Annotated in this window: 11 protein-coding genes; 7 read left to right on the top strand and 4 right to left on the bottom strand. The window is 57.3% G+C overall.

All coding sequences use genetic code 11. From position 1 onward, the window contains the following. Both JTA15_RS06155 and JTA15_RS06150 read right to left on the bottom strand, forming a co-directional pair. A partial coding sequence (locus JTA15_RS06155) for an Ig-like domain-containing protein (protein ID WP_219373234.1) occupies nt 1-8,399 on the bottom strand: 8,399 nt, incomplete at its 3' end. A gap of 120 nt (nt 8,400-8,519) precedes the next feature. Continuing rightward, entirely contained in the window at nt 8,520-9,857 is a 1,338-nt protein-coding gene (locus JTA15_RS06150; RefSeq protein ID WP_219372979.1) for a TolC family outer membrane protein, read from the bottom strand. Nucleotides 9,858-10,593: 736 nt separating this feature from the next. On the opposite strand from JTA15_RS06150, the gene JTA15_RS06145 reads away from it, so the two are divergent. Continuing rightward, nucleotides 10,594-11,337, top strand: coding sequence for a DeoR/GlpR family DNA-binding transcription regulator (locus JTA15_RS06145; protein ID WP_219372978.1), 744 nt, complete (start codon nt 10,594-10,596; stop codon nt 11,335-11,337). 13 nt (nt 11,338-11,350) lie between these two features. After that, nucleotides 11,351-12,418, top strand: a complete 1,068-nt coding sequence (locus tag JTA15_RS06140) for an oxidoreductase (protein ID WP_020884209.1) — start codon at nt 11,351-11,353, stop codon at nt 12,416-12,418. A 49-nt stretch (nt 12,419-12,467) separates the two neighbouring features. On the opposite strand, the gene cybB is transcribed toward JTA15_RS06140, so the two are convergent. Further along, nucleotides 12,468-12,998 carry a cytochrome b561 gene (gene cybB, locus JTA15_RS06135; protein ID WP_032678116.1) on the bottom strand — a complete coding sequence of 177 codons (531 nt, stop codon included), beginning with the start codon at nt 12,996-12,998 and terminating at the stop codon, nt 12,468-12,470. Between the two features lie 189 nt (nt 12,999-13,187). On the opposite strand from cybB, the gene gap reads away from it, so the two are divergent. Then, a complete protein-coding gene (gene gap / locus JTA15_RS06130) occupies nt 13,188-14,189 on the top strand; it encodes a type I glyceraldehyde-3-phosphate dehydrogenase (RefSeq protein WP_219372977.1) in 1,002 nt (333 codons plus the stop codon). Between the two features lie 48 nt (nt 14,190-14,237). Here gap and JTA15_RS06125 read toward each other — a convergent pair whose 3' ends face one another. Continuing rightward, nucleotides 14,238-15,041, bottom strand: a complete 804-nt coding sequence (locus JTA15_RS06125) for a YdcF family protein (RefSeq protein WP_044866483.1) — start codon at nt 15,039-15,041, stop codon at nt 14,238-14,240. Nucleotides 15,042-15,243: 202 nt separating this feature from the next. Between JTA15_RS06125 and JTA15_RS06120 the strand changes: the two genes are divergently transcribed. The 4 genes from JTA15_RS06120 (at nt 15,244) to JTA15_RS06105 (ending at nt 20,134) form a co-directional block, all read left to right on the top strand. Beyond that, nucleotides 15,244-16,896 carry an MFS transporter gene (locus JTA15_RS06120; RefSeq protein ID WP_032681063.1) on the top strand — a complete coding sequence of 551 codons (1,653 nt, stop codon included), beginning with the start codon at nt 15,244-15,246 and terminating at the stop codon, nt 16,894-16,896. 31 nt (nt 16,897-16,927) lie between these two features. Further along, nucleotides 16,928-18,010, top strand: coding sequence for an HlyD family secretion protein (locus tag JTA15_RS06115; protein ID WP_014169974.1), 1,083 nt, complete (start codon nt 16,928-16,930; stop codon nt 18,008-18,010). Beyond that, nucleotides 18,007-19,386, top strand: coding sequence for an efflux transporter outer membrane subunit (locus tag JTA15_RS06110; protein WP_219372976.1), 1,380 nt, complete (start codon nt 18,007-18,009; stop codon nt 19,384-19,386). Before JTA15_RS06115 ends, JTA15_RS06110 begins: the two co-directional genes overlap by 4 nt. Before the next feature lie 88 nt (nt 19,387-19,474). Continuing rightward, the gene (locus tag JTA15_RS06105; protein ID WP_219372975.1) at nt 19,475-20,134 is read left to right on the top strand and encodes an O-methyltransferase; all 660 of its coding nucleotides are present in this window, start codon (nt 19,475-19,477) and stop codon (nt 20,132-20,134) included. Nucleotides 20,135-20,164: the final 30 nt, after the last annotated feature.

Raw genomic sequence — 20,164 nt, 5'->3', positions numbered from 1 at the left:
CCCGCTTCGGCGGTGCTGGTACCGGACACCGTCAGGTCAGCTTTCGCTTCGGTCGCATTCAGGATGTCGTCAGCCGCCAGGGTGTTAATCGTTACGGACGGYGCGGTGGTRTCCACGCTGTACTCGCGGCCCGCAGACGCGCTGTTGCCGTTGACGTTGGTGACGCTCACCTGCACGCTGGCATCGCCCTCTTTCAGRCCGGYCAGGTCKGCAGACGGCACCGTCGCCGTCCATTTGCCGTCGGCATCCACCGACGCCGTATAGGTTTTACCGCCGAAGAGGATACTGACGGTCTGATTCTCCTCCACGCTGGAGGTGGTGCCAGAGAGCACCAGGTCCGCGCCCTTCTCAGCCGCGTTAATCACATCATCCGTGGCAATGGCGTCAATCCCGATGGCGACCGCCGCAAGGTCCACCGTCACATTGTGGGTAATGGACACCGGCGTACCGGCGCTGTTCTGCCCCTCAACGGTGACAGCTACCGTGCCTGCCGCCAGCGCGCCAATATCGGCCGCCGGAATAGCCGCACTCCAGGTGCCGTCAGCCAGCACGGTGGCCGGATAGGTTTTATTATTTACCGTTACGGTCAGTGCGGTCCCTGCCGCCAGTCCTTCGCTGGTGCCGGTCACGATCAGGTTCTGACCATGCTCGATGCTGTTGATCACATCGTCACCCGCCACGGTATCCACGCGCAGTCCCGGCAGGCTGGCGTCGATGGTGATATCGCGCTCGCCGGTGCCGCTGTTGCCCACGCCGTTAGTCACGCTGGCGGTGACGGTCAGTTCGCCGTTACCCAGTGCGGTTAACACGGACTGCGGTACGTTGACGGACCAGGTCAGGTCATCCTGCACCGTGGCGGTCAGGGTGTTACCGCCGAGGATCACGGTGACGGTGTTGCCTGCTTCGGCATTCACCACGGTACCGCTGAGAGTCTGGCCGGTCGCCAGCTCCATGGTATTGATAGTATCGTCGCCAGCCACGGTGTTGATGGTGACACCCGGCAAGACAGACTCCACGTTCACGGTGTGAGTCACGCTGGTACTGTTGCCAACAGCATCGGTTGCAGACGCGGTGAGGGTGTAGATCGCTTCACCCAGTGCGCCGACCTGATCCGCCGGAACGGTAGCCGTCCACAGCCCGTTATCATCCACCGTCGCGCTGTAGGCTTTGCCGTTCAGCATCACGGTGACGATCGCGCCCGCCGCCAGACCTGACGCGGAGCCGGTGAGGGTGAGATCCTGCGTTTTGTCGGTGCTATTGATGACATCGTCGTCTGAAACGGTGTCAATGGTCAGCACCGGAGCGGTAAGGTTGACGGCCACGTCGTGCGTCGCACTGTTGCTGTTGCCCGCTTTATCGGTCAGGGTCGCGGTGATGGTGTGATCCCCGGCGGCCAGAGCATTGACGTCGGCCGCAGGCACTCCCACGCTCCAGTTGCCCGCAGCATCCAGCGTGGCGGTGTAAGATTTATTATTGATGCTGACGGTGACCACATCACCCGCTGCCGCGCCGGTGACAGACCCGGTGACAATCAACGCCTGCGCGTGCTCAACGCTGTTGATGACGTCGTCATCCGAAACGGTGTGAATGGTCAACTGCGGCACCGTGGTATCCACCAGCACGTCACGATCCACCGAGGCCGGGTTACCCGCTTTGTCGGATACCGCCGCGGTGATGGTGTAGTTTCCGTCGATAATGCCGCTCAGGTCGGTTGACGGTACGCTCAGGCTCCAGCTGCCATCCGCCTGCACGGTGGTGGTGTAATCCTTGCCGTTCAGCGTAACGGTCACGGTCTGACCCGCTTCCGCGTTCGTGATGCCGTTAACCACCAAATCCTGCTGCGCTTCAGACGCATTAATGATGTTGTTGTCGCTGACAATGTCGATAATGACCGTCGGCGCGGTCGTATCCACGCTGTATTCACGGCCCGCTGACGCGCTGTTGCCGTTCACGTTGGTGACGCTCACCTGCACGCTGGCATCGCCCTCCTTCAGGCTGCCTAAATCAGCAGAAGGCACGGTAGCGGTCCAGTTACCGCTGGCATCCACGGTCGCGGTGTAAGACTTGCCGCCGAAGGTGATATACACGGTCTGGTTAGCTTCGACATGGGTGGTGGTACCCGACAGGACCAGATCAGTGCCTTTTTCCGCCGCGTTGATCACGTCGTCGGTGGCAATCGCGTTGACGCTGATCGCCACCGCGGCCAGATCGACCGTGACGTCATGCGCGATCGTCACCGGGTTTCCTGCGGTGCTCTGACCCTCAACGGTTACCGTCACCTTGCCTGCGTTCAGCGCGCTGACGTCGGCGGCCGGGATCGCTGCCGTCCAGGTCCCGTCTGCCAGAACCGTCGCCGCATAGGTTTTACCATTGACGGTCACCGTCAACGCAGTACCTGTTTTCAGCCCATCACTGGAGCCGCTAATAATCAGGTTTTGGCCATGCTCGATGCTGTTAATCACATCGTCGCCCGCCACGGTATCGACCCGCAGACCCGGCAGGTTGGCATCAATGGTGATGTCGCGGCTGCCGGAGCCGGTATTGCCGTGACCGTTAGTGACGCTTGCCGTCACGGTCAAATCGCCGTTGCCAATGGCCTTTAAGACTTCAGACGGCACATTGACCGACCAGCTCAGATCATCCTGAACAGTGGCGGTCCAGGTGTTGCCCCCCATTGAAATCGTGACAGTGTCACCACTTGCGGCACCGCTGACTTTTCCGCTCAGGGTCTGTCCCGCAGTCACTTCCGCCGCATTGATGACATCATCAATGGCGACAGCGTTAATGGTCACCACCGGTAGCGCACTGTCGACAAGTGCCTGATGGCTGGTGCTCGCGCTGTTGCCTGCGGTATCGGTCACGCTCGCGGTGACGGTGTAGTTCGCTTCGCCCAGCGCCGAGACGTTTGCTGCCGGTACCGTCACGCTCCAGTTGCCGCTGGCGTCAGTCGTGGCAGTGTAGTTAATGCCATTCAGGGTCACGACGATCGTGGTGCCGTCCGGCTGGTTGCTGGTGCCGGAGAGTTGCAGATCTTCGCCTTTCTCGATGGCATTGATCACATCATCGCCCGCAACGGTATTGATAGCGATAACCGGAGCGGTCAGGGAAACCGCAATCTCATGCGTCTGCGTGGTGCTGTTGCCCGCTTTGTCGGTGAGGGTCGCAGACATCGTATGGTCGCCATTGCCCAGCGCGCCCGCGTCAGCCGCCGGAATACCCATACTCCAGTTGCCGGACGCGTCCAGCATTGCGCTGTAATTTTTACCGTTCAGCGTCACGGTGATCACGTCGCCTGCCTGTGCCCCGGTGACTGTGCCAGAAACGATCAGCGCCTGACCGTGTTCAGCAATATTCAAAATGTCATCACCGGCAACGGTGTTGAAGGTGATCTGCGGCACGGTGGTGTCCACCAGCACAGACGCATCCGTGCTGGCCGGGTTACCGGCTTTATCCGACACGGTCGCCGTAACGACGGCTGTGCCGTCGGTGATACCGGCCAGATCGGCTGCCGGCACGTCAAGCGTCCAGCTGCCGTCAGCCTGTACCTGTGCGGTGTATTGATTGCCATTAAAGGTCACCGTGACCGTCTGCCCCGCTTCGGCAGTCGAGGTGCCGCTCAGGGTGAGATCCTGTGCCGCCTCTGCCGCATTGAGCATGTTGTCGTGACTGACCGTATTGATGGTGACCGCCGGCGCAGTGGTATCGACGCTGAATTCGTGTGACGAAGAGGCCGGGTTGCCATTCACGTTGCTCACGCTCACCTGAACGCGGGCATCGCCCTCTTTCAGGCCGCTTACATCCGCAGCCGGAACGGTGTAAGCCCAGTTGCCATTCGCATCCACGGTGGTGGTGTAGCTTTTGCCGCCAAAGGTGACCGTCACCGTCTGACCGGCTTCGACCCCAGACGTGGTGCCGGAGAGCGCCAGATCGTGTCCCTTCTCCGCCGCATTCAGCACGTTATCAGGGGTCACGCTGTTAACGCTTATCGCGACCGGGGCGAGATCGACATCCACCACGGTCCCGATATTCACCAGGTTGGCGGAAGCATCCTGTGCGCGGGCTGTAATGTCGAGAGGACCGTCCGGCCACTTGCTGACATCTGCCGCAGGCACCGCCGCTTTCCAGGTTCCGTCGGCCAGGACCGTGGCGACGTACTCAATGTTGTTAATGGTCACGGTAACGCTGCTGCCCGCTGCAAGATCGGTGCTGGTACCGGAAACAATGAGATTCTGCCCATGCTCGATGATATTGATAACATCGTCGCCCGCCACGGTATCAATACGCAGACCAGGCAACTGGGCGTCGATGGTGAAGTCCAGCGCGGCAGAACCGGTGTTTCCGTGCGCATTCGTCACGCTGGCCGTAACCGTCAGCTCACCGTTACCGAGCGCGGTTAACTGGCTCTGGGTTAACGGCAGGCTCCAGGTAAGATCGTCCTGCACCGCAACGGTATACGTCTGGCCGCCCAGGGTAAGGGTGACAATGTCGCCTGCCGCCGCGTTGGCGACTTTCCCCGTCAGGGTCTGGCCTGCCGCCAGTTCCGCCGCGTTGATGATGTTATCGCCCGCCAGCGTGTTGAGCGTGACCACCGGCAGCGAGCTGTCTACCAGCACATCGTGCGTGGCCGACGCGCTGTTACCCACACTGTCCGTGACGCTCGCCGTCACCGTATAGTGCGCCTCGCCCAGCGCGCTTACTGCGGAGGCCGGTACGGTAACACGCCAGTTACCGCTGGCATCCGTAATGGCGGTGTAGTGAATGCCATTCAGGGCCACGGTGATCGGGGTGCCTTCTGGCTGGTTGCTGGTTCCGGAAAGCAGCAGGTTTTCGCCTTTTTCCGTGGCGTTAATCACGTCGTCCGCCGCCAGAGTGTGAATACCTATCTCCGGCGTCACGGTATTAACCACCACCTCCAACGTGCTGCTGCCGGTGTTGCCAGATTGATCGGTCACAGAGACCGTAATCGTCCAGGTTCCGTCCGCCAGGCCCTGTACCACAGACGCAGGCAGGCCGAGGCTCCAGTTGCCCGCCGCATCCACCACGGTGGTGTAATCCACGTTATTGATGGTCACCGTGACCCAATCACCCGCTGCCGCTCCGGTCACGGAGCCGCTGAGGACCTGCGCCTGGGTATGGGCAAGCTGGTTTATGGTATTGGTATCGGTGACAAAATCGTTAATGGTCACCTGCGGTACGGTGGCATCCACCAGCCCGACGCGATCCGTGCTGCTGCTGTTACCTGCCACATCGCTCACGGTTGCCGTTATCGTGACGGTGCCATCGACCAGTGCGCCGACGTCCGCGGCAGGTACTGTCAGTTGCCAGCTACCGTCATGTTGAACGGTGGTCTGGTAGGTTTTACCGTTCAGCGCGACGGTGACCGTCTGGCCCGCTTCCGCCGTGCTGCTACCGCTTAACACGATATCCTGCTGCGCTTCGGCGGCACTGATGATGTTGTCATCGGTCAGATTATTGATCGTGATGTCCGGAGGCAGCGTATCGACCGTCACCACGCGCGACGCATCGGCGCTGTTGCCGTTAACGTTCGTCACGCTGACGCTCACCTGCGCGCGGCCGTCAATCAACGTTTCCATGGCGCTGGCCGGTACGGTCAGGCTCCAGGAGCCGTCCTGCTGCACCTGCGCGGTATAGGTCCGATCGGCGAATTTCACCACCACAGTCTGCCCGGCTTCCACGCCCTGCGTCTGGCCAGAGAGCGTGAGATCGCTGCCTTTTTCCGCCGCGTTCAGCCGGTCATCACCGGAGATGACATCAACAGTAACCGCCACGGCGTTCAGGTCGAGTTCGATCGGATGTTCAGCGGCAACGGCATTGCCCCACGCATCTTCTGCACTGACGTGCACCGCGATATGGCCCGGCGTCCAGGACTGGAGGTCGCTCGCCGGGACACCAATCTGCCAGCCACCGGTGGCGTTGACCACGGTGACATAGTCGACGTTATTGATGGTGACGGTGATCTGCGTGCCTGCGGCCAGATGGCTGCTGGAGCCGGTCACGGTAAGATCCTGATGCTGCTCAATGGCATTGATCACGTCATCACCGGAAAGGGTGTTAACGCGCAGACCCGGCAGCGCCGCGTTGATATTGATATCGCGCTCGCCGCTGCCCGTATTGCCGTGGCTGTTGGTGACTGACGCGGTAATGGTCAGGTCGCCGTCGCCGAATGCCTTGAGATCCGCAGACGGGATAGTGAGGTTCCAGGTCAGATCGCTACCCACGGTGGCGCTGTAATGCTTGCCGCCAACGGAAACAGACACCGTATCCCCTGCCGCTGCACCCGTGACACGACCGCTGATCGTTTGATCGGCGGCCACTTCGGCGTTATTCACCCGGTTGTCGCCGGCAAAGGTATTGATGACCACCTGTGGCAACACGGTATCAACCAGCAGTGTGGCCTCTGCTGAGCCGCTGTTGCCCACGCTGTCGGTACCGCTGACGCTGACGGTGTACAGCGTGTTCGCCAGTTGCAGGACGTCGGAAACCGGTACCTGAACTGACCAGCTCCCGTTCTCGACAACGGTTTGATAATTGACGTTGTTCAGCGTCACGGTGATGGCGCTGCCGTCTGGCAGCGTGCTGGTGCCGGTCAGGCTCAGCGGCTGCATAGCCTCCTGAGCATTGAGAACGTTATCCTGGCTGATGGCATGAACGGTAAATTCCGGTGGGTTACCGCTTAGCGTAATGCCGTGTGTGGCACTGCCGGTATTGCCCGCGGCATCGGTAACGGAAACCGTAATGTTGTGGTTGCCTTCTCCCAGCAAGCCCACCACGGACGCAGGCACACCCACGCTCCAGCTGCCGTCCGGCTGCACCACACCGGTGAAGGTCTGACCGCCAACGGTTACGCTCACGACATCCCCTGCTGCGGCGCCGCTCGCCGTACCAGAAATAATCTGCGCCTGGCCCTGCTCGCTGGTATTGAGGATATTGTCGTCAGCAACGGTGTTAATCGTCACGACCGGGGCGGCGGTATCCACGGTGAAATCGACGGTCGTGGAAGATCCGTTCCCCGCTTTATCGCTGACGTTCACCGTTAGCGTATGGTCGCCATTCGCCAGCGATTGCACCTCGCTGGCGGGCAGCGTAACGGACCACGTGCCGTTGCTCCCCACCGTGGCGGTATGATTTTTCCCGTTGAGCGTTACCGTCACAATCTGGCCGGCTTCCGCATCGGTTTTACCGGTGAGCGTCAGCGCCTGGTTGTGCTCAGCCGCGTTGATGACGTTGCCCTGCGCAATCGTATCAACAGAAAGCGCTGGCGCGTTGGTATCCACACCTATCGTCTGGCTGCCGCTCACGGTATTGCCCGCGGCGTCTTTACCGCTGACGTTCACCGTCCAGGTGCCGTCACCCAGCGCCTGTGCATCCGCGGCAGGCACGTTTACGCTCCATGCGCCGCCGGCCCCCACTTCCGCCGTGTAGGTTTTGCCGTTCAGCGTGACGGTAAGCCCGGTTCCCTGCGCCAGATTTTTGCTGGTGCCGGACAGCGTAAAGCCAGCGGAGTGTTCGCTGGCATTGATCACGTTGTCACCGGCCGTTGTCCCCAGCGTGATGCTGGCGTCAGCGGTAGAGATTGTGACGGTAATGCTGCCCGCCTGCGTCGTTTTGCTCCCGTCGATTTGCACGACAGACCAGGTATGTTCGCCGTCAGCCTGAGTCGGGAGTTTTACGGTCCAGGTACCCTCTTTCCCGACCATGGTGCTGGCAATGGTGCTTCCGTTGCTGTCTTTAACCTGAATGGTCGCGCCCGGTTGCCCGGTACCGCTGAAGGTTGGGGTGTTGTCGTCCGTGATCGCTTTTCCACTCAGCACACCCTGCTTATCACCCGCGTTGTCCGTCAGCAAAAAGGTCGGCGTCGCGCTTTCAAAATCTTTGGTGTTGTCGATGACTTTGGTTTTGGTTTCGCCGTCACCCCCGTGCGCCAGCAGTGCGCCAATGGCACCGCCGCCCAACGCAGCGCCTGCAATCCATCCCCATGGCGCGTCATTGAGAACGCTTCCCTGCTCAAGGAAAGGCTCAATGCTGGCAACCGGCGTAGCCTGCGCGGTTAACTCGGTAACAGCAACGCCAGACGCTTCCCCGGCATCGGCAAAAGAAATATGCGTCAGTTCCTGCTGATCGTTGAAGACCAGTTCTGATTGATTATGGGTCTGTGGATCTTCAACAAAATAGTTATTGCAGCGAATAACGCTGCCGTCTTTCATATAAATAAGCAGGTCTTTACCCTGGCGAACATAACGCACAACATCCTGAGCAGAACCCTGAATTTCAATCACACTCGGCGAAGAAATAGAAACCGACAAATTACCCTCTCCGGTTAATTTCGTTTTCTCGGCCGTTTTGCGAATGATGACATCAACAATTTTTACGTTACTCATTTTCCTCTCCTTGCAGGTGTCCGGATTCCTGTGGATATGTCCACCAAATGGATGTAGCTATCCCTGGGAAAAAACACCCATTATTTTCTTACTTATTTCGCACAAAAAGACGCGTGTTTTTTAACTCAAATCAGGTAATTTTGCGGCAGCGTTTTTCTCTATGCCGATCAGCGGCATCAAATTATCAACGGCAGATGCGTAATTAATCGCCGAACTCCAGCCATCATATTCAGCCATTATTTTGGCTGAGGTGGCTTGCCAGACATCCTGTTCAACGCTGAGCAAATCGTTAATGCTCCGCTTGCTCAGGGTATATTCATTTCTGTAAACATCCCGGGCGCGTAACGCGCTTTCCAGCTGCAGCTTCCCCGCCTGCATTCTCCCCTGCGCGCCGGTCCAGTCAGCCTGCGCGACAGAGGCTTTTTGCAGGACATCGAACCGCGCCTGGTCAACCTGAGACGATGCCATGGCCCTTGCCCCTTCGGCCTGGCGAACACGGGCTGAAACGGCGCCCCCCTGGTATAGCGGTGCGTCAATATTGAGCTGAATCTGGTCATCCCAGTAAGAACGGTTGTCGGACTCGTAGCGGGTGCGGCCTCCTTTCAGGCTTAACGTCGGCCAGTGCTGAGACTTTGCCGTTGCCACGCCATACTGAGCTGAACGCTCCATATTCTGCGCGGCCATGACCGCCGGTATGGCCGAGTAATCAATGCGATTAAGCGAATCTTGCTCAACGGCAAGCTTCGCCGGTACAGGTGAATAGCGCTCGGCCTCCATGCCAGTCAACACCGCAAGCCGTGCGCGGGCGCTGTTTAACGCCGCGTTATACTGCTCGACCGTGGCCTGCATACCGGCAATGCGCGTGCGCGTCTGAAGCTCGTCAGAGGTTGAGCTGACGCCTGCGTTGGCGCGGAGCTTGGCCAGTTGTTCAACGTTTTTGAGCGCCTGAACGTTCTCTTTGGCGGCCTGTAACAGGTCGGAATAGCGTTTAACTTCTACGTAGCTGAGCGCCGTTTTTTCCGCCACCGCAGACAAAGTGCTCATCAACTGGTAACGATAGCTATCGCGCTGCGCCGTGGACTGGTCGATGCTGTTGTTGGTCTTGCCAAAATCGTATACCAGCTGCGTCAGACTCAATCCCCAGGCCGCAGAATTGCGCAGCGAGCCGCTGGAATCGGTGGTCTGGCTATGGCCGGTGCTACCGTTTAACGATATTTGTGGCATCCAGCCGCTGCGTGCTTCATCTATTTGTGCCTGACCTATTCCCAGTTGCGCGGCCTGCTGGCTAATCGACGGATCGCGATCGATGGCAAAAAGAATACTCTCTTTTAATGTTGTCGCGGCAATCGGAGCAATCCCCACCTGGCGGCTATTCGCAGAGGCCGTATTAAAGGCCAACGAAATTAATGCCAGGGCGACTGGAAATCTCAGCAACATATTATTTCGCATGATAGTCATTTTTATCTCCCTGACTCTGAATGACGCTTAAATATTTACCCCTAAAGGGGTATAAATAATTCGACAAATATCTTACCTGGGTCCGAATAAATATTGGACAAACGCTCCCCAACCCCATTTCCATTGGAGATGAGAGCCGACCATATTCTTATGACAATAAGAATTTACTTATTTCTTTAACTGGTTTGCAGCATAACAAAATGCGCTATAGGCAACTACACCCACAATGTTAATGTGGTGTTACAGATAAGAAAAAAGATGGGGTTTCTGGACAAAACCTTAAAAAGGGGCTTTCAAATGAAACAAATAAAGTCTTTGTTATTTAAGTAAAATTTTAGAATCGCCGGATGCACATTTTTGCGTTAATTTCAGCATGCGTCAGACACAAAGATTTTCAAAGAAATGTCAGTTTAAGTAACCATAATGCCATATACAACATTAATATCTGTGTATATAAATATACACAGAATTTATTGCTATTTATTAATTTCATTAAAGCATTAATGGTTGCATATTGGTATCACAATGGTTATATCCGCCAGTGTGTTTAATAAAACACAACAATAACATTGCTGTTAACATTTGGAATGAATCACTCACACCGTATTAATAACATTTTAATAATAACCAATGTGAACAATACCGGACATTGATACTTACTGGCGATCAACACCCTTCCCTCTGCGGCAAAATGCTGTAATATGCAACTTATTGCGACATTTTGCGGGATTCATCCATGCACAAAACGGCCAGACAAAAATATGTGCTTGATATCATTAGTGAGCACGGGCAGGCCAGCATTACGGAACTGGCGGACAAACTCCAGGTCTCAGCGGACACCATCCGCCGGGATCTGACCGATCTCGAGAAACAGGGGCTGGCGCAAAAGAACCACGGCGGGGCAATTGCCCTGAATCTGTCGGCCATGAATCGTCAGGGGCGCAATACACTGCTGCCGGAAACCAAACAACGTCTTGGTAAACAGGTGGCGCAGGCTGTTCCGCCAGGTTCGACGCTGTTTCTGGATGCGGGGAGCACGGTAATGGCTGTCGCCTCGTTCCTGAAGGGACCGCTGACAATCATCACCACCTCGCTGGATATCGCGTGGCACTTCAGCGACCGTGACGATATCGAACTGATCCTGCTCGGCGGAAAATGGGATCACAAGCAGCGACTGTTTGCCGGCAGCGCCACCCTCTCCCTGCTGTCACGCTACCGCGCGGATATCGCCATTCTGGGAGCCTGTGCTATCCATGCTGAACTCGGTCTGAGCGCCGGAAAAGAGGCCGATGCCGAGGTCAAACGGGCGATGCTCGCGGCCAGCCATGAGCGCTGGATTGTCGCCGACCATCTGAAACTAAACCGCTGTGAACCGTATCTGATCAGCGGATTATCCAACATCCAGCACCTCTTTTTAGATCGTCCCTGGCCTGAGCTTGGGGACCCTGGCGCAATGCACATTACGGTTTGCGCGAAATAACGTGGAGAAGGTCATGAGTAAAGAGAAGACAATCAACATTGCGCTGATCGGGTATGGATTTGTAGGCAAGACCTTCCATGCCCCGCTGATCCAGTCCGTGGACGGCCTTAAGCTGGCGGTGGTTTCGTCTCGTGATGAAGAGAAGGTTAAACGCGATCTTCCTGATGTTCAGGTGGTGGCAACCCCGGAAGAGGCAATTCAGCATCCCGATGTCGATCTGGTGGTGATTGCCTCCCCTAACGCCACCCACGCGCCGCTGGCAACGCTTGCCCTGAATTCAGGCAAACATGTGGTCGTGGATAAACCGTTCACGCTCGACATGCAGGAAGCACGCGACCTGATTGCCCTGGCGCAAGAGAAGCAACGGCTGCTCTCCGTCTTCCATAACCGCCGCTGGGACAGCGACTTCCTCGGCATTAAGCAGATTATTGAGCAAGGAACCCTTGGCAAGGTCAAACACCTTGAGTCGCACATTGACCGTTTCCGCCCGGAAGTGCGCGTGCGCTGGAGAGAGCAAAACGTGCCCGGTAGCGGTCTGTGGTTTGATCTGGGGCCGCACCTGATTGACCAGACGCTGCAGCTCTTTGGACTGCCACAGTCGGTACAGGGCAATATCGCCACGCTGCGTGACGGCGCGGAAATTAACGACTGGGCACACGTGGTCTTAGATTATCCGCAACATAAAGTGATTTTGCACTGCAGCATGCTGGTGGCTGGCGGAACGGCACGTTTTACCGTTCACGGCGATAAAGGCAGCGTGGTGAAAGCCCGAATCGACCAACAGGAAGCGCAGCTGCTGGCGGGCGTGATCCCCGGCAGTGAGGCCTGGGGCGAGGACAGTGACAGCATGGTGTTCTTTGGTGCAAACGGTGAGCCGCAGACCGTTACCACGCCGAAAGGCGATCAGCGTCAGTACTACATCAACGTGCGTGATGCGCTACTCGGAAAAATCACCAATCCGGTTCATCCGGTCGAGGCGCTGGCGGTGATGGCGGTACTGGAAGCGGCCGTGAAATCCTCAGAGACGGGCACCACTCAGGCGCTGGAGTTAACCCCGGAAGAGCGCGCTCAACTGCAATAAAACGCTAAAAAAAAGCCCTGCAGACTGCTGCAGGGCTCGTTGTTATGAGTTACTTGCGTTTTTTTGGCATCATGCGCAGGAGGGTGTTGTCTTTCCAGAAATAGTGATGCATCAGCGCCGCCATCGCGTGCAGACCAATCACAACGTACCCCACGTTGGCCAGCGTCTCGTGCCACTCTTTCAGAACGTCGACCAGATCAAAATTCGATTCTGCCGCGTGCGGCATCACCAGACCAAAGGCTAACCAGTCAGTACCGCGGTTATACATCATGACAATACCAATCAGCGGCAACGCGATGAACAGTAGATACACCACCAGATGGCCAAGATGGGACAGTCCGGTCACCATCGGTTTTGGTTTCGGTTCAATCGGCGGTGCGCGGAATTTAAGGCGAACCACTAAACGCGTCACCATTAACACCAGTACAGAGATGCCGCACGAAACGTGGATCATGTTGATTACCGGCCGTGCGGTGCGTGGGAAGAAGCCTTTGAACTCCATCGCGCAGTAGGCGACGATGATTAACAAAAACACCAGCCAGTGGATAGCAATTTGCAGGCTTGTATATTTAGTACGCATGAGATTTCCTGATAAATAACCGATATCGCGCCAACATAATCCCCTTTCCTTAAAAATTCATTAATTTTTCTGTATGGTTTTTCAAATACTTCCCCTCGCATGAAGCTTCTTCAATTGCCGCCCTGTCCGTGATGGTCTAAGCCTGGATGAGTTCAAACTGTCGCAAAGACGCGTTCACAGGAGTACACCATGAGTAAAATTGGCATTAACGGATTTGGACGCATAGGACGCCTTGTCCTGCGTCGCCTTCTTGAAACCCAGGACAGCAACACCGTCGTCGCCATCAACGATCTCACCTCTCCCAAAGTGCTGGCCTACCTGCTCAGGCATGATTCCAACTACGGTGGCTTCCCGTGGAGCGTAGATTTCACCGAAGACGCCCTGATTGTTGACGGAAAAACTATCGCCGTGTACGCCGAAAAAGAGGCAAAACATATCCCGTGGAAAGCCGCGGGCGTGGATATCGTCGTGGAATGCACCGGCTTCTACACGTCGGCAGAAAAATCACAGGCACACCTCGAGGCCGGTGCCAAAAAAGTGCTGATCTCTGCCCCTGCCGGTGAGATGAAAACCATCGTGTATAACGTGAATGACGATACCATTGACGCCAGTGATACGATTATTTCCGTTGCTTCCTGTACCACCAACTGCCTCGCCCCACTGGCAAAAGCCCTGCACGATGCGTTTGAAATAAAAGTGGGCACCATGACAACCATTCACGCCTATACCGGCACGCAGGCGCTGGTGGATGGCCCGCGCGGGAAAGACCTTCGCGCCTCACGCGCCGCGGCGGAGAATATCATTCCGCACACCACCGGGGCGGCCAAAGCCATCGGTCTGGTGATTCCGGCCCTCAGCGGCAAGCTGAAAGGCCACGCCCAGCGCGTACCGGTGAAAACCGGTTCAGTGACCGAGCTGGTCTCGATTCTGGGTAAAAAGGTCACCGTTGAGGAGATCAACGCCGCGCTGAAAAAAGCGACACAGGGGAATAAATCTTTTGGTTATACCGATGAAGAGATTGTTTCGTCTGATGTGATCGGCTCCCACTTTGGATCTGTCTTTGACGCCACACAGACCGAAGTTTCAGAGGCTGGCGATCTGCAACTGGTGAAAACCGTCGCCTGGTATGACAACGAATACGGTTTCGTCACCCAGCTGATGCGCACGCTGGACAAATTCGCCTCGCTGTAATGCCTGTCCCCTCTCCGCGGAGAGGGGAAAACCGCAAACGGCCTCTGCTCAGAGAAGCGACCGGTGATTCAGGGCATCCGTAAGCACAGGATCCTGCTTTAACCGTGCCCACGCTGCAGTCACCTCGTCGGGGAATTCAACGTGTGCAATAAAATCACGCCCGGCCGGGCCATAGCCGTTCATGTCATCACAGAGTCGCGGAAGCTCGCCTAAAATGAGCGAGAGATAACGCTCTACCGGCCAGAGGCCAGCGCTCTCCCCGCTGAACACCAGCCCGTTTTCGCCATTTTTCAGCACCGGTGTATAGCCCGGGTGGCTGACCCACTGCGGCGAAGCAGACTCGTCACGGCACACGCGGGCAAAGGTTGCCATCGTGCGGCGTTGCATGGTCGGATCCTGCACGACCAGCACGCGCCCGGACGTCTGATGATGCTGTTTGAGCATGTTCCAGCTAAAACGCGCGTTTTCTCCGCAGTTGGTTGATTGATCGTCAACCCACACGTGCGCATCAGGGATCTGCCAGAACTGGCGGGCAATATCGGCCAGAATGCTTGCTTCCGCTCGCCCCGTTACCGGGACAGTGTGATAACGCGGATGCTGAGCGATGGCCGCATACAAAAACGCGGTCGAATGGCCAATCCCTCCGCTAATCAGTAACGGAACGTCGTGTTCAGCGGCAATACGGCAGGCAGCGTCGATGGTCGGCATCACCGCGTTTCCGGCCAGAATAACCCTGTCAACCGCCGCCACGTCGCGGGTATCGCCCAAATCATCCTGTGCCAGCCACTGGCCGACCGTGTTGATTGCCGCCAGGGTTGACTCCGGCAGAAGGGGAAAATGCGTCTGAACCATGGTGATGTCCTCAGTTGCTCAGGTTCAGATTAACGACTTCAGATCGACAAAACAACGGCCTTCCGGGCCGCTCTTTTTCCTTAACCTGTTCTTCAACATTTGATTAACCTGCGAAAATCATATTCACTTGAATTATCATTTGCGGCAAACGTAGAATCGTTAGCCCACTCATTATTCAATTTTTTCTAAGGTAAAAGACGTTATGCGCCTGCCCGAACGCGACCCTTATGCTCCTCGCGAGTGGCAGCCTCATGAGAAACCCGCCCTCTTGGGTTCGCCCTCCACGCCAGAACACAGCACGCCAAAACGGATTGCCTACGGGGTTGTCGGTCTGCTGGTGTGCCTGACGGGGGCGCTGGGTAATGCGGTGGTCACCGCCAATCTGCAAAATCTGCAGGGAACCTTCGGGGCCTGGTCGACAGAAATCGCCTGGCTCCCGGCGGTGTATGTGATGACCAACATCTCCATCAACCTGCTGCTGGTGAAATTCCGCCAGCAGTATGGTTTGCGCGCCTTCACGGAAGGTTTTCTGGTGCTGTATGTGCTGGTCACCTTTTTCCACCTGTTTGTAAACGATCTCAGCTCCGCGCTGATGGTGCGTGCCGCACACGGGATGGTGGCCGCCGCGCTCAGCTCCCTCGGTATTTACTACCAGATACAGGCCTGGCCCGCGAAACACCGTCTGAAGGCGCTGACCATCGGGATTACCGGGTCATCGCTCGCCATCCCCCTCGCCCGCCTCTTTTCGACCGAGCTGCTGCAGCTTGACGAGTGGCGCGGGCTTTACTTCTTTGAGCTCGGGCTGGCGCTCATTTCACTGGCCTGCGTGATAGCGTTGAAACTGCCTCCTGGCGACCGGCGCAAGGTCTTCGAGAAAAAAGACTTCATCACCTTCTTTTTACTGGCCCCGGGGATGGCGCTGCTCTGCGCGGTGCTCTCCTTAGGCCGTCTTTACTGGTGGTTTGAAGCGCCGTGGATCGGCTGGTCGCTGGCATTAGCGCTGGTATTAATCGTGTCTGCGATCGTGTTTGAACATAACCGTTCTAACCCGTTGCTGAATACCCGCTGGTTGTCGAGCGGCAGCATCGTGCGTCTCGGGCTCATTATGCTGCTGATCCGCATCGTGCTGGCGGAGCAAAACACAGGCGTTATCGGCTGGCTGCAGTATGTCGGCCTGCAGAATGAGCAGATGACCCACCTGGCGTGGTCTATTTTTGCCGGTATTGTCTGCGGGATTGTGACCAGCTGTTTGACCATCAAGCCCACAAAACTGGCGTGGCCGATCATTACCTCGCTGGCGCTCATGATTGTTGCCTCCCTGCTGGACAGCCAGTCGAACAACCTGACCCGCCCGGACCAGCTGATGCTCAGCCAGTTCCTGCTGGGCTTCGGCAGCGCCTTCTTCCTCGCGCCCGCCATGCTGGCCGCCATTGGCGGGGTTATCGCCGATCCGCGCAACCTGGTAAGCTTCTCGGTGATGTTTGGCATGAGCCAGAACCTCGGCGGCCTGCTCGGCTCTGCCATCCTGGGGACCTTCCAGACCTGGCGCGAGAAATACCACTCCAGCATGCTGGCCGATCAGCTCACAACCCTGAACCCGCTGGTGAATGACCGTATTCAGGCTTACACCGGGTTGTACCGGAGCCTGATTGGCGACAGCTCGCTGCTGGGCACCCAGGCCATCACCCAGCTGCAAACGGTTTCATCGCTTGAGGCAAATATTCTGGCTTATAACGATACTTATTTACTGACGGCGAGCATTGCCGCCGCCACCCTGGTCTGGATTTTATGGCGCTTGCTGCGCCTGCGCCTGACTGCCCGTATGGCCCTGAAGAAGGCAACAGGCAACAAGTAATGAATATGAAAATGATTTCTCTGGAGATGTTATGAGTCAGCAGGATGCCGCTAAAGAGCAGGCCAACACCCGTAAAAATGTCCGTATCGTTTCGGTTTTCACCGCGGCGGCAATCGGTATTGTCGGCGTACTGGTGATCCTCTACGCCTGGCAGCTACCCCCGTTTACCCGCCACTCGCAGTTTACTGATAATGCCTACGTGCGCGGACAGACGACCTTTATCAGCCCGCAGGTTAACGGCTATATCACTGAGGTGAAGGTGCAGGATTTCGACCGGGTCAAAAAGGGCGAGCTGCTGCTGCAGATTGATGACCGTATCTACCGCCAGCGGGTGCATCAGGCTGAGGCACAGCTGGCGATGAAGATTGCCGCCCTGAACAACAATCTGCAACAGCGCAAAAGCGCCGAAGCGGTGATCGCCAAAAACGAAGCGGCTCTGAAAAATGCCCGCGCCCAGAGTCTGAAATCCCAGGCGGATTTGAAACGCGTAAAGGACCTGACGGCGGATGGTTCACTGTCTATCCGTGAGCGCGACGCCGCGCTGGCAAGCGCAGCCCAGGGCAGCGCCGACATTGATCAGGCGAAAGCCACGCTGGAAATGTCGCGCCAGGATCTGCAAACGGTGATCGTCAATCGCGGCGCGCTGGAGGCGGATGTGGAAAACGCCAAAGCGGCGCTGGAGCTGGCGCAAATTGACCTGCAAAACACGCGCATTGTAGCGCCACGCGACGGCCAGCTTGGTCAGATCGCCGTTCGTCTGGGAGCTTATGTTACCGCCGGAACCCACCTCACCACCCTCGTGCCGCCTCAGCACTGGGTGATCGCCAATATTAAAGAGACGCAGCTGGCGGAGCTTCGGGTGGGTCAGCCGGTGAAATTCACCGTCGATGCATTAAATGATAAAGCCTATCAGGGCCGCGTGGAGAGCATCTCTCCTGCAACCGGCGTTGAGTTCAGCGCCATCACGCCGGATAACGCCACGGGTAACTTTGTCAAAATTGCCCAGCGTATTCCGGTGCGAATTGAAGTATTGGGTGACCAGGAAGCCTATCAGCTTCTGCGTCCGGGCATGTCGGTGCAGGTGACCATTGATACGCGGGAGGCGAAGCAATGACCCTTCGCCCGATAGCCGTTCTGATGATCATGACCGTGCTGGCCGGTTGCCAGTCGGTTGACGTGAAACCGGCGCAGCCGTCGCTGCACATCCCCACGCAATGGCGAGCAACAGCAGGCCCGGCAAGCCCTGCAGAACAGCTCTGGTGGCGTAATTTCCACGACAATAATCTGAACCGCTATGTGGACCAGGCGCTTAAGAACAACAGCGACGTGCTGATTGCCCGCGAACGGATTAACGAGTATCAGGCGCGGGTCTACGCGGCCGACGGCAGCCTGTTTCCGTCGCTGAATGCTGGCGTCACGGGCACCCGCGCGCGGACACAATCTGCTGCCACCGGTCTGCCGATCTACAGCAGCCTGTATAAAGGCAGCCTCACCGCCAGCTATGATGTCGATATCTGGGGCGTAAACCGCAGCACCGCGAATGCGGCTGAAGCCTCGCTGGACGCGCAGAAAGCCGCGGCGGCGGCAGCAGATCTTACCGTGGCGTCCTCGGTCGCCTCCGGCTATATCACCCTGCTGTCCCTCGATGAACAGCTTCGCGTCACCCGCTCCACGCTGAAGTCCCGGGAAGAGGCATTCACTCTCGCTAAACGCCAGTTTGAAACGGGCTACAGTTCACGCCTGGAACTGATGCAGTCCGACTCCGAACTGCGCTCCACGCGGGCGCAGGTTCCCCTGCTGCAGCATCAGATTGCACAGCAGGAGAACGCCCTGAGCCTGCTGCTGGGGAGCAACCCGGGCGAGGTCGCGCGCAGTGAAAGCTTTGCGGCCCTGACGCCCCTGACATTGCCCTCGCAACTGCCCTCCTCGCTGCTTAATCGCCGTCCGGATATTGTGCAGGCTGAAAAGCAACTGGTTGCGGCTGATGCCTCGCTGGCTGCCTCTCGTGCCAGCCTGCTGCCGTCGATCAACCTGACCGCAACCGGATCAATACAGGATCGCACGCTCTCCGGCTTACTCGACAACCCGCTGCAGCTCTGGAGCGTCGGCGGCAGCATTCTTGCTCCGCTGCTCAACCGCCAGGCGCTGAACGCACAGGTGGATATTTCGCAGTCCCAGCGCAACCAGGCGCTTTACAGTTATGAAAAAACCGTCCGTAACGCCTTTGCCGAGGTCAATAACAGTCTTGATGCCATCACGCGCTATCAGGAACAACTGACGGAGCTGCTTGCCCAACAAGATGTGGCGCAAGAGACGCTGCGCATAGCGCAAAACCGCTATCGCAACGGCTATTCGTCGTACCTGGATGTGCTGGATGCCCAGCGCACGCTGTTCTCGGTACAAACCAGCGTCGTGCAGGTCAAAAATAACCTGCTGCTGGCGCAGGTTGATTTGTACAGAGCACTGGGCGGAGGCTGGAGCAACGCGTGACCTGATACCCCACAAGCCCTCTCCGGCATGGAGAGGGCGAAAACCGGATCGCAGCGCAACCCGGTGTTTGCCACTCAGGAGTCAATCTATGCAACAACAGTGGTCTGCAGTCGATAATTACATGATCTCTTCACTCATTCCCGAGGATGATATCCTCCAGCGGGTGCTGGAAAACAACCAGCGAGCTGGTTTACCCGAACACGATGTCGCAGCCAATCAGGGGCAGCTGCTGGCGCTTTTTGTCCGCATGACGCAGGCACGGCGGATCCTTGAAATCGGCACGCTGGGCGCCTACAGCACTATCTGGATGGCGCGTGCGCTGCCACCTGACGGGAAGTTGATCACCCTCGAAGCGGACCCCATCCATGCCCGCGTTGCACGGCAGAATATCCAGCTGGCGGGGCTCAGCGATCGGATTGAGCTCATTGAAGGCCCGGCGCTGCACTCTCTTGAACACATCGGTGATATTCCGCCGTTCGACCTAATTTTTATCGATGCCGATAAACCAAACAATCCGGGGTATCTGGAGTGGGCACTGTACTACTCACGCCCGGGAACGCTGATCGTCGGAGATAATGTGGTTCGGGACGGCGAAGTGATTAACGCGCAAAGCGACGATGCCCGCGTACAGGGCGTCAAACGATTTATTGAGATGATCGGGGATAACCCGCGCCTGACGGCGACCGCGCTACAAACGGTGGGCAGTAAAGGATGGGATGGCTTTACCCTGGCCGTGGTGAATCGCTAAACGCAGATGCCCTCTCTCACAGAGAGAGGG

The sequence above is a fragment of the Enterobacter sp. BIDMC 29 genome, assembly GCF_019378755.1.
GTDB lineage: Bacteria > Pseudomonadota > Gammaproteobacteria > Enterobacterales > Enterobacteriaceae > Enterobacter > Enterobacter ludwigii.
Note: the sequence above shows the minus strand (reverse complement) of the source record. Positions and strands in the feature narration are given on the sequence as shown.